General features: G+C 51.9%; 11 protein-coding genes. 3 read left to right on the top strand and 8 right to left on the bottom strand.

Annotated elements, in window-relative coordinates; all coding sequences use genetic code 11:
• Window positions 1-24: 24 nt before the first annotated feature.
• A complete protein-coding gene (gene recQ / locus CHH67_RS09355) occupies window positions 25-1,899 on the bottom strand; it encodes a DNA helicase RecQ (RefSeq protein WP_095264901.1) in 1,875 nt (624 codons plus the stop codon).
• Window positions 1,900-2,156: 257 nt separating this feature from the next.
• On the opposite strand from recQ, the gene CHH67_RS09350 reads away from it, so the two are divergent.
• On the top strand, window positions 2,157-2,618 hold the full coding sequence (locus CHH67_RS09350) for an SRPBCC family protein (protein WP_095264900.1): 462 nt from the start codon (window positions 2,157-2,159) through the stop codon (window positions 2,616-2,618).
• Between the two features lie 310 nt (window positions 2,619-2,928).
• Window positions 2,929-3,735, top strand: coding sequence for an adenosylmethionine decarboxylase (gene speD / locus CHH67_RS09345; RefSeq protein WP_095264899.1), 807 nt, complete (start codon window positions 2,929-2,931; stop codon window positions 3,733-3,735).
• A 121-nt stretch (window positions 3,736-3,856) separates the two neighbouring features.
• On the opposite strand, the gene CHH67_RS09340 is transcribed toward speD, so the two are convergent.
• The gene (locus tag CHH67_RS09340) at window positions 3,857-4,663 is read right to left on the bottom strand and encodes an MBL fold metallo-hydrolase (protein WP_095264898.1); all 807 of its coding nucleotides are present in this window, start codon (window positions 4,661-4,663) and stop codon (window positions 3,857-3,859) included.
• Window positions 4,664-4,738: 75 nt separating this feature from the next.
• The gene (locus tag CHH67_RS09335; protein WP_244908137.1) at window positions 4,739-5,353 is read right to left on the bottom strand and encodes an ArsR/SmtB family transcription factor; all 615 of its coding nucleotides are present in this window, start codon (window positions 5,351-5,353) and stop codon (window positions 4,739-4,741) included.
• Window positions 5,354-5,601: 248 nt separating this feature from the next.
• Between CHH67_RS09335 and CHH67_RS09330 the strand changes: the two genes are divergently transcribed.
• Complete coding sequence (locus CHH67_RS09330) at window positions 5,602-6,132, top strand: hypothetical protein (RefSeq protein ID WP_095264897.1); 531 nt, start codon at window positions 5,602-5,604, stop codon at window positions 6,130-6,132.
• A gap of 98 nt (window positions 6,133-6,230) precedes the next feature.
• Here CHH67_RS09330 and CHH67_RS09325 read toward each other — a convergent pair whose 3' ends face one another.
• The 5 genes from CHH67_RS09325 to CHH67_RS09305 form a co-directional block, all read right to left on the bottom strand.
• Window positions 6,231-7,082, bottom strand: coding sequence for a VOC family protein (locus CHH67_RS09325; protein ID WP_095264896.1), 852 nt, complete (start codon window positions 7,080-7,082; stop codon window positions 6,231-6,233).
• A 177-nt stretch (window positions 7,083-7,259) separates the two neighbouring features.
• On the bottom strand, window positions 7,260-8,183 hold the full coding sequence (locus CHH67_RS09320; protein ID WP_095264895.1) for an AEC family transporter: 924 nt from the start codon (window positions 8,181-8,183) through the stop codon (window positions 7,260-7,262).
• A gap of 141 nt (window positions 8,184-8,324) precedes the next feature.
• Window positions 8,325-8,813, bottom strand: a complete 489-nt coding sequence (locus CHH67_RS09315; RefSeq protein WP_095264894.1) for a hypothetical protein — start codon at window positions 8,811-8,813, stop codon at window positions 8,325-8,327.
• 195 nt (window positions 8,814-9,008) lie between these two features.
• Window positions 9,009-10,169, bottom strand: a complete 1,161-nt coding sequence (locus CHH67_RS09310) for a response regulator (RefSeq protein WP_095264893.1) — start codon at window positions 10,167-10,169, stop codon at window positions 9,009-9,011.
• Window positions 10,170-10,314: 145 nt separating this feature from the next.
• Window positions 10,315-10,890: a GNAT family N-acetyltransferase gene (locus tag CHH67_RS09305; RefSeq protein ID WP_095264892.1), complete on the bottom strand. Its 576-nt coding sequence runs from the start codon at window positions 10,888-10,890 to the stop codon at window positions 10,315-10,317.
• Between the last annotated feature and the right edge of the window lie 24 nt (window positions 10,891-10,914).

Raw genomic sequence — 10,914 nt, 5'->3', positions numbered from 1 at the left:
GGGTGGGCTCGGTGCTCCCTTATCTCAAAACTCATAAACAGGCTCATCTCCGCCACTGCCTGACTGATTCTGGAAAAAATCGAGGAACGGCTGGCCGTATTTGCGAAACTTCATCTCCCCGACCCCTTTAATCCCCAGCATCTCCTGTTCCGTTTGCGGGCAAACGACACTCATCTCCCGCAGCGTTGCATCGTTGAAAATGATGTAGGACGGCACATGCTCTTTGCTTGCAAGCTCGCGGCGGATCAGGCGCAGCTGCTCAAATATCGTTTCATTGACCGCAGACGGCGAGTAATCACGCCGCCCTGCGCTCCGCTGCCCGGCTTTCGTGCGGGAAGGCTTCGGCACACGCTGCATGACTTCCTTCTGCCCCCGCAGCACCTCGGCCGCGGCGCTCTGAAGCTTCACTACCGGGTACTGCCCTTCCGTTAATGTCAGGTATCCTTCGGATACGAGCACATTGATCGTTTCGGCAATTTCCTTTTCCGTGCGGCCCGACATCACTCCATAGGTAGGCAACCGGTCAAACCCGTATTCCAGCACCTTCTTCGCTCTGGAGCCTTTCAGCACCGCAGCGACGGTCGACACGCCAAACCGTTCGCGCATGCGGTGAATGCAGGAAAAGATCTTCTGTGCATCGACCGTGATATCGATCAGCTCACGATCGTCCGTGCAGGAGCTGCATGTGCCGCATGGCTTGTCGTCATGGGCTTCCCCGAAGTAATCCAGCATCGCGCTGCGAAGGCAGCGGGTGGTGTAGCAGTAATCGATCATCTGCTGCAGCTTCCGGTATTCGTTATGCTTGCGCTCTGAATCCTGGGGATTTTGCTCGATCAGAAATTTCTGGGTGATGATGTCCTGCGGACTGAACAGCAGGATGCACTGGCTCGGTTCACCGTCCCGGCCCGCGCGGCCTGCCTCCTGAACGTAGGACTCCATATTTTTCGGCATATTGTAGTGGATGACGTAACGAACATTGGACTTGTCTATCCCCATACCGAATGCATTCGTCGCTACAATGACGCGAATATCATCATACAGGAACGCCTCCTGGCTCTCTGCCCTCTCCGCATCGCTCATGCCTGCATGATACCGCCCGGCGGCGATGCCCTGCGCCTGCAGTCGCTGGCATAAATCGTCCACATCCTTGCGGGTTGCAGCATAGATAATGCCTGACTGATGGGCATGGGAAGCGGCGTAATCCATAATGAATTCGCGCTTGTTCTCCCCCCGCAGCACCGACATCTCCAGATTGTCCCGGCCAAGACCTGTAACGAACACCTGCGGCTGATCAAGCTGAAGGAGACGCTGCATATCCTCCATAACCTCTGGCGTTGCCGTCGCCGTAAAGGCGGCCACAATCGGGCGCTGCGGCAAAGCGTCGACAAACGGTGCTACCGCCAGGTAGCTTGTACGGAAATCATGTCCCCACTGGGATACGCAGTGGGCCTCATCCACAGCGACGATCGAGATGTCAAGGCCGGCCATCTCCTCCCGGAACCAGTCGAGCTCCAGCCGCTCCGGCGCGACATACAGCAGCTTCAAGTCTCCTCGCTTCGCGGCCCGAATCCGTTCATTCACTTCCTTGCCGCTGAGCGTGCTGTTAATATAAGCCGCAGAAATACCCGCGGTCGTCAGCGCATCCACCTGGTCCTTCATCAGTGAGATCAGCGGCGATATAACAAGCGTCAGGCCAGGATGCATCAGTGCCGGAATCTGATAACAGATCGACTTGCCTCCGCCTGTCGGCATAATTCCAAGTGTATCCCGTCCACGGAGCAGGCTGTCCACAATCTTCTTCTGCCCCTCCCGAAAGTCCGGGTACCCGTAATACCGCTGCAAAATTTCCTTCGCGGTGTCCATATTCATCAATTCATTGCTCCTGGCTTCCACATTCATGGATAAAAACTCCTTATCAAAACCGGTCATCCTTTAAGTTTAATGGTGTTTCATCGAATGAGCAACCGAGTCGGGCAGGAAAAACAATAAAACGATCCGCCCATCGTCGTCACTCTGCCGCTGCTGCTGATTGAGAAGAACGCTGCAACTTCCGCAAAGTAGAAGAATTCTTGGGGGCACGGAACCGTTATAATGAAATGCAGGCAAAGAACATTACGATCCACCCCAAGCTATTGTTATGAATGGAGGAATTACGAATGGTTATCACACAGGAAACACATATCCAGGCAGATATATCCCTCGTATGGCGCGCATGGACAGAAGCCGATCGCATAAAGGAATGGTTTGCGCCTGCCGCCGTTATCGAGCCCTGGCAAGGAGGGAGATTCGAACTATATTTCAACCCTGCGAATCCAAGCAGCATGAGCACCTCCGGCTGCACCATCCTGAAGGCAGAGGAACCGCATTTGCTGATCTTTGAGTGGAAGGGACCCGATCCGTTCGCGGAAACGATGAACCACAGCGGGCAGCTCACCTCGGTTGAAGTTGGGTTGGAGCCCCAGCAGGATGGGACACGGGTAACGCTTCGCCATGACGGATGGAAGGATTCCGCCGACTGGCTTGCAGCCAGAAAGTGGCATGTTGAGGCTTGGAAAGATATGCTCACAAGTTTGAAGTCCCGGATGGAATCAGGGGAAGGCATTCTCTGCTGCCAATAATCGAATAAAGGAATCGAGACAGATGCCCAACATTTGTGTTCTACCGTTAACGTAATCGGTATGGTGGCCGCACGGCGGTTTTACGGTGACATCCTTGTGGCTATTGTCATCGCGCTGATGGAATTTAAAGCTTCATAAACAGAGGGGTCAGCTTTTTCCAAATACGCTGTTCTGTTACTCCCTCCTCGATTTCGGTTATAAACTTATGTATGCCTAAGAGAGTCCCATCCCTGGACTAAGAAAGCCTGTTTTCGGAAACAATAGGTACTCGAAATGGCATATTAACCATTAACCGCAAGGGGGATTTCATATGGACTATTCACCTGAACAGCGGATTACGCTGCATGGATTCAACAACCTGACGAAATCACTCAGCTTCAATATGTATGATGTCTGTTATACAAAAACGAAGGCAGAGCGTGAAGCTTATATCGAATATATCGACGAGCAGTACAATGCCGACAGGCTTACCAGCATTCTGACCCACGTCTCTGAAATTATCGGCGCCCATGTGCTGAACGTGGCCAAGCAGGACTACGTGCCTCAAGGCGCAAGCGTAACTGTGCTTGTATCCGAGGGGCCTGTCGTCGAGGTGCCGGAAGAGTCCTATGAGGAATCGCCAGGGCCTCTGCCAGACAATATTGTGCTGCAGCTGGACAAAAGCCATATTACGGTCCATACGTATCCGGAGTATCACCCGAATGAAGGCATCAGCACCTTCCGGGCCGATATTGACGTATCTACCTGCGGGGAAATTTCCCCGCTTAAGGCGCTCAACTACCTGATCCACTCCTTTGATACCGACATTATGACAATCGACTACCGAATCCGCGGCTTCACCCGGGACATTAACGGCGATAAGCTGTTTATCGATCATGAGATCAGCTCCATCCAGAACTATATTCCCGATGAAGTGAAGGACCAGTACGATATGATCGATGTTAACGTGTATCAGGAGAAGCTGTTCCATACCAAATGCAAGCTCAAGCAGTTTGATCTGGACAACTATCTGTTCGGTTATACGAAGGACAAGCTGTCCCCGCAGGAGCAGCAGGAAATTACCGACCGCCTCAAGCTGGAGATGGATGAGATTTATTACGGCAGAACGATGGACTAAGGTGCCTTCCTCAGCGCCGGACGTTGCATCATGCCAGTGCCAGCCCCATACAATTCAAGCCGCTGACGGTTCAAGACAACTTGAATGATCAGCGGCTTGTTTCTTGAGCAAGCGGAGGATATCAGAATTGCACAGAGAATCCGTCGAACCGATGAATGCCGGTACCGAAACGGACAAGATCCTGGGCCCGCAGCTGCTGAGCCGCTTCCTTCACCACTTGCAGCAGGGATGGCGGAAGGCCGATCCGGTTATGGGCGCCGAATATGCGGGTAATGCCCTGCAGTTCTGATATCCTCTCAAGCGAGCGAACGAGATCCTCCGGGCTTGTTGTCGGGAAGAATGCATAGACAGGCGTCTCGTCATAGAGCAAATCTCCGGTGAACAGGTATCCCCGGCTCGTATCCAGGACGGTGATATGGCCCGGCGAATGACCCGGCGTATGGTACACCGTCAGCCGTCTGCCCCCCAGGTCGATCACATCCCCCTCACGCAGCAGGCCAGCAGGCTTGCCTTGATATGGCGTATACAACTCCGGCTGGAAGGAATCCGGCACCGGTCTGGTAATATCCCTGGATACATCCTTGCGGATTTGCTCAATAGACAGGCCCTGAATGCCATGGAGAAGCCATTCTTCCTCGGCTTCATGCACATAGATTTCCGCATATTGCCCGTGGCTGCCGATATGATCCCAATGCACATGCGTGGTCAGCACAACAATCGGCAGATCTGTCAGCTGATCGGTGATGCGCTTGATGTTGTCTATGCCCAGTCCGGTATCCACGAGCGCTGCCCGCTCGCTGCCAAGGAGCAGATAGGAGTGCACCTTCTCCCAGTGGCCGTATTCGCTAATGGCATATGTCGTCTCATCCAGCCTGGTTACCGTGAACCAGGGATCATCCATGACGATGTCGTAAGCCGTGGTGTTCATTGTATCGTCCCCCTCGTTTTTTTTTGCTTCAGTTCATCCTTACAACGCATAGCTGTCTTAGGTTTACCAACACCTTCAGGAACGGTCGCTCCCATGCTCATCCTGAAAGGCAATCAAGCTCAAATAGTATGGCTTCTGGGTCTCTTCGGATCGCTCCTGATCCATGGGATGATCCTTGGCAGCTGTCGTAAAGTGCTTGTCCAGCAGCTGCCTGAACTCCTCCACGAATGCATGAAAGCGCTCCTGTGTTGTATGAAGCTGATAGGTTGCGGCAATGTTTTTGCGACAATGCTCATTCGAGCTGTCAAGCGCAAATGCGGCCGGGTCTGCCAGCTCAATTCGCGAGCGGGTTCCCTCGACCGTCTCCAGGAATACCTGGCGCGACGTCTCGACAAGGTCCATGCTGGGCAGCAAATGATCCTCCGGAATAAAGCGGCTCGCCGCAGCCCGGTAGTATTTTTGCACGATGCCGTTCTTCTCTTCCTTGTGCACGATCTGAATGATGTCATGCTTCTCCAGCTCTTTGAGATGGAAGTAAATATTATGGCGTGCGATGCCAAGCAGCTCCGCCAGCTGCTGCCCGGTGTAAGCATCCTTCACCAGCTTCATGAGAATTTGGGTTCGGAGCGGGTCAGCGATGGCCTTCAGCTGCTCATGCGTTTTAATGATATACACACCTGGCTTTGTCACACGATCACCTCTTTTTTTCGCGTAAGTAAAATTTATTTTACCGTTTGAGTATACTCTACCGTTCGTTCCAGATCAACCTCACTTTGGTTTGGACGGGCGATGGCCCCCTTCGACATCGCTGTCGTAGAAGAGTTAGCATCTGGATCAGCATGGGGTTATTTTCCGGCACAATCAGATATGATATAGTATCGACGATACCGTATCGACAGCCCCTTCTGCTGGATTATAAGCGACAAGGATGTGTCCGGATGTTTGACCCGACTGTATTTGAGAATTTAAAAGTAGGCATAGAGAATATCGTTTACGATCTGGATAATCTCGACAAAAAAGTGCTTGTCACGGGCCGCTCCGATCTACTGAACATGGCCGTCATGTCCAGAAGCTTCGTGCTGCAATTCGAGTTGACCGGTCAACACGAAACCTATGCCGAGATTGTACTGGAAGCGGGGGTGCAGGATTTAGCCGCTGAAATTTTGGAAATCCCTGATGAGACACCGGGATGTGCGCTGAAGCTTCGCTTCACCCAAACGATCGAAGATGTTGAGGCCGGCTGTCCGGTGATGGCCGAGATTGTGCAGCGTATATGGGAGCCGGAGGTTCAGCCGATCCAGACCGTCGGCTTTATGTATGGGGAGAAGCCTGTGCGCTATCTCAGCACCATTGAAATCGGGTTTTCACGGAAAATTCACGAGGAACAGATGGGGGATCTTCCGAAGCTGGTCGATTACATGCTGCAAACATTAGCGGCATTAAACGAGGCTGCTGCAAGGAAATCCTGAAACCAAGCTGCATGACAGCGGTCAATCGGCCGGTCCGCCGCATACAATCCAAAAGGGCTCCGAGTCATTCTACCTCGGAGCCCTTTTGTCCGTTCGCATCAAGCGGTCATAAACCGAATCCAAATATCCGAAGGGTCCAGCACGTACCAAGCATCGTCACGCTGCTCGGCTTCATGGCCCGATTCCCGAAGACGACTGATGACCGTCTCGATCTCTTCACTGCTCGGCAGCTGGATCGTATAATGCTCGATTCCCGCCTGGTTTGGCGCCGTATTCGGGATTCCTTTTCCGGCCCAGGTGTTCAGTCCAACATGATGGTGATAGCCTCCGGCAGCGACGAACAAGGCTGCGCCTCCATAGGCGGCTGTAACCTCAAACCCAAGAATATCGCAATAAAACCGTCTCGCTTCAGCCAGATCCGATACATGGAAATGCACATGCCCCATAACCGTTCCTTCCGGCAGCCCCGTCCATTCCAGGCCATCGGTCAAAGCAAGGAGCCCTTCGACGTCGACGGGATCTGTGGCCATAACATATTCCCCGTTCGCATCGCGTTTCCAGCTGTCCCGAGGGCGATCCGCATAGATTTCGATCCCGTTGCCGTCCGGATCGTTAATATAGAGCGCCTCGCTAACCAGATGATCCCCTTGGCCAACGGAAATGTTATGCGCGATCAGATTTCTCAGCGCCAGGCCAAGGCTCTCCCGATCCGGGAGCAAGATGGCGTAATGGTACAGTCCGGCAGCTCTGCCCTTGGGCCGAAGCGCTTCAACCTCATGAAGCTGAACAAGCGTATGCCGGCCGTCTGCTGTCAGCTCCACGGTCCTCCCCTGCTGGCGAAGGATTCTCAAACCGACAACCTCTGTATAAAAACGAATTGATCTTGCAAGATCGCTAATGCGAAGTGATACCGGGCCAAGCCCGAGCGACGGATGCAATACAGATGACATAATGTTCACTCCTTCAAAAAAATGTATATATGACGATCTCATTTTTGAATAAACTAACAAAAAATAAGTAACTAACTTGTAGTTGTAATTATAGTTCGGATATCAACGATTTGTCAAACGAAAATCAAAAGCCCGGCAAGGTGCGTCCCTGCCAGGCTTGTATTGAGGTAAAGAATGTTACAGAATGCCAATCAGCACGGGCAGCATGATAAACGAGGCCAGTGTCGTCCACAGAATACATCTGGACACCAGCTTCGGTGCGGCATCATACTCCTCGGCTAAAATAACGGCGTTGACGGCTGCCGGCATGGAGGAGAGCACAAGTATCACGGCAAACAAATCGCCGTCTACACCAAGGAGGATCAGCAGCCCCCACGCAGCAAGCGGACCGGCCAGCATTCTCATCGTCATGCCCGCCCAGAAGCCCCGTCGGCTGACAGATAATGCACCCGCATCCTCTCGTACGCCCACCATCTGCGCCCCCAAAATAACCAGCGCCAGCGGCGCGTAAGCGGCCGAAAGCATCGACACCCCGGTCTCCAAACCATCCGGCAGCTGATAACCGGTCACGCGAAACACAACCGCCAGCAAGGCTGCGTACACTGCCGGAAGTTTAAATACGGACAGAACCGCCTTTTTCGCTGAAAAGTGCGATCTTGCCGCCAGATACACGCCCAGCGTATGCATAATGATAATCTGTATCACGACATACACGGATGCCTTGTCCAGCCCTGCCTGACCAAACGCCAGCAGAACGAGCGGTAAACCGTAGTTGACACTGTTCGTAAAAATGGCGGTCAGAGCCAGGCCTGAGCTTTCCGTCTGCGGCAGACGGAGCCATTTTCCAGTCAGCGTACTTAGCAATGACAGCACCACCACATTCAGCAGACAGAAGATGACCGTCGTCATGATATCGCCGGAGGTGATGGAAGCATTCTTAAGCGTTTCGAAGAGAAGTGCCGGACTTAGCACGTACAGAGACAGGCTGGATAACGCCTTCGTATCCAGTCCTCGGAGCCCCTTCAGCAGCGCGCCGCCGATCACCGGCAGGGATATAGGAAGGAAGACACTGTATAGGATAGATAAAAATTCGGAGATCAATGAGGTTCACCCTTTGACGGAAAATTTTCGACAACTCTCTTCATCCTACCTCATAATCCCGGCTTTCGTCCAAAACTTATTAGCGGGATAAGGCATGGAATAATCGCAGTTGGAGCTGCATTTTCCGTCAATGGAGCCGATTTAAACCACCTTGGTATGGGTCGGGGGATGTGTCATTAGAGTGGCAAACAGTTCACGGGCTTTGACATTCTTCACGGTATAGAACGAATAAAAACGCTTCATCGCTGCCGCTTCACACAGCCAGGAATAAAAGTCGACCGACGACTCGCTCGCCTGCTTCCCACCACCTTGGATCCAGCTGCGCAAATAGTTGACGTGAAACTCCACCTGCCCCTCCCACATAAAAGTAAAGTTGTTCGAGTCGCCACTGCTTTTCAGCACAAACCGAAACCCCTTCTCTTTCAGCAAGTACACCTTGCCATTACTGAAAAAAGCCGGGCCCTCATCGGTCGCTACGATGCCGATCATCACATTGTTATGCAGCATATAAAAACCGCGGCAGTACTCCACATCCTCTTCTTGATCCAGCTGTTTCTCCTGAAATGTATCCAGATCGAGACCGACAGGTCTTTCCCAGGCAAATTCCTTGAATTTTCGAATCACCTTCATCAAATATGTACCTCCTATTAGAGCTTCATTCCCAAAGTATAGGAAAATCGACTCTACAATTTCTCAACAAAAAGTGAGAAACGCCCGGTATTGGCTCTACTAGGAAGCTACCCTGCATAACTGCTGTCTATATAAGGAAATTCAGTTCACAAAAAAATCACCGGATTTCCCGGTGACTTCATCCATCTCATATGGTTAGCGGGCCAGCTCGATGCCGCCCCCTCCCTGTTTCCATTGCTCGTACCATTCCGTAATGTAAGGACTCGGCTCCACATTCATTTCCTCTCGCAAAATTTGGCTCATCTGGCTGTATTGCATATGGACTTGAGCGCCATTGTTCAGCGAGGCGTAAATTTGCATCAAGGAATAGTAGGCTCTCTCCTCAAGCGGATGCTGCTTCGTAATCGAAGAGTAGCTGAATATCGCTTCTTCCATCCGGTTATGATCAAAATACCACTCTGCCAGGGAATAGGACAGGCCGAGCCACATCCGCTTGTATCTCTGCCGCTCGCTTTCTGCCCACCAGTAGTCATATTCCTGCAGGTAATCCCCCGTGTACAGATTCAAAATCTCGATATGCTTGTCGATCGACTGATGAGATATCGCCGGACTCGCGGCCAGCCACTCTTCCCAAATCTCGACATCGAGCTGAATATCCTCCATGTTCAGTACATAACCTTCCGTCGTGTTCGATATTTGCAGACGCCCGTTAAACGAATCCAGTGATTTACGAATATGATAAATGGCCGTGTAAAGTTGGGGATACGCTTTATCCATATCAAATTCAGGCCATAACAGATCAATGAGGACTGACTTCCGCACCAGCTGTCCTCTGTGCTGCAGAAGATAAATAAACAGCTCTTGTGCCTTCGTTGTACGCCATTGCAGCAGCGTATACTGTCCCTCGTGCTCCGGATGCTCGATCATGACCTGACGGAACATGGTCATCTTCAGCGGCCGCTTCTGAACAGGCTGCTCCTCGCCGCGCATGGCGATACGCTCCTGAAGGCGCTTCATCGTTTTGGCCAGCCTGTCCATCTGCAGCGGCTTCACAATATAATCAACCGCATTCAGCTCGAAGGCGTGCACGGCGTACTCATGATAACCTGTCACAAACACGATGCACAAATAAGGCTTCCGCTCAAGAAGCTGCTCGGCAAGTTCAATTCCGCTCAACTCCGGCAAACTGATGTCCAGAAACACAATATCCACTTCCCGGGACAGAATTTCTTGCCGTCCTTCAGACGCATCCGAATATTTGCCCACCACTTCAATTGGAAGGTGATCAAGCTTCGACAGTTGCCGTTCCAGGTATTGCAATGCAAGCGGTTCATCATCTACGAGAATAACCTTCATGTCATGTGCTCCTTGGAAAATACCATTATGCCTTAACTATATATAATTCCTGCCCGTTGATGCAACAATCGTAACCCGTTTGGACCAATTAGAGTCTAAATACCTACTACTTAAGATGCGCTCGCACCAGACCCCAATCATGGCGTTACCTGTGCATCTGCTTTTCCCTGAACTCATGCTCAAGCACACTCATCAGAATGGCGTTATGATAGCGGTGATTATAATATAGCACATCCCGCTGAACGCCTTCCCGCACAAATCCAACCTTCTCATATGCCTTGATCGCCCGTTCATTAAAATCGAATACCTGCAGCTCCACCCGGTGCAGATTGAGCTGGCCGAAGCTATATTCTAGCAGCAGCTTCATCGCTTCGGGCCCGTAGCCTTTCCCCAGATGCTGTTCCGAATCGATGGCAATCCGCATGCCTGCATTGCGATTGACAGAATCAATGTCCTGCAAGGCGATGTCGCCGATGACCTGATCCGTATCCTGCAGCGCTATAAGAAGCAGCACGGACGACGAATCGGTTGATCTGTCTTCGATATAACGGCGAATCCCCTCGATCGTGAAGATCTGCCGTGTTCCGGTCAAACGACGCATTTCCTTGTTGAACAGCATGTGATAATAACCGTCCACGTCCTCCTGGCTAATGGGACGAAGATACAGGCGTTCCCCTTCCAAAAAGCGTACCGGTCGTGGATTCCATAACGATGTGCTCATATGCGATCCGCTTCCCCCTTAATT

The organism is Paenibacillus campinasensis (genome assembly GCF_002272015.1).
GTDB classification, from domain to species: domain Bacteria; phylum Bacillota; class Bacilli; order Paenibacillales; family Paenibacillaceae; genus Paenibacillus_AQ; species Paenibacillus_AQ campinasensis.
The sequence above is the reverse complement of the archived record's forward strand: the minus strand, read 5'-3'. Positions and strand labels throughout refer to the sequence as shown.

Coding starts and splice junctions, on each gene's coding strand:
- CHH67_RS09340 (WP_095264898.1), bottom strand. CDS start 4,663: ATGAACACCACGGCTTACGACATCGTCATGGATGATCCCTGGTTCACG.
- CHH67_RS09310 (WP_095264893.1), bottom strand. CDS start 10,169: ATGAAGGTTATTCTCGTAGATGATGAACCGCTTGCATTGCAATACCTG.
- CHH67_RS09330 (WP_095264897.1), top strand. CDS start 5,602: ATGTTTGACCCGACTGTATTTGAGAATTTAAAAGTAGGCATAGAGAAT.
- CHH67_RS09325 (WP_095264896.1), bottom strand. CDS start 7,082: ATGTCATCTGTATTGCATCCGTCGCTCGGGCTTGGCCCGGTATCACTT.
- CHH67_RS09305 (WP_095264892.1), bottom strand. CDS start 10,890: ATGAGCACATCGTTATGGAATCCACGACCGGTACGCTTTTTGGAAGGG.
- speD (WP_095264899.1), top strand. CDS start 2,929: ATGGACTATTCACCTGAACAGCGGATTACGCTGCATGGATTCAACAAC.
- CHH67_RS09350 (WP_095264900.1), top strand. CDS start 2,157: ATGGTTATCACACAGGAAACACATATCCAGGCAGATATATCCCTCGTA.
- CHH67_RS09315 (WP_095264894.1), bottom strand. CDS start 8,813: ATGAAGGTGATTCGAAAATTCAAGGAATTTGCCTGGGAAAGACCTGTC.
- recQ (WP_095264901.1), bottom strand. CDS start 1,899: ATGAATGTGGAAGCCAGGAGCAATGAATTGATGAATATGGACACCGCG.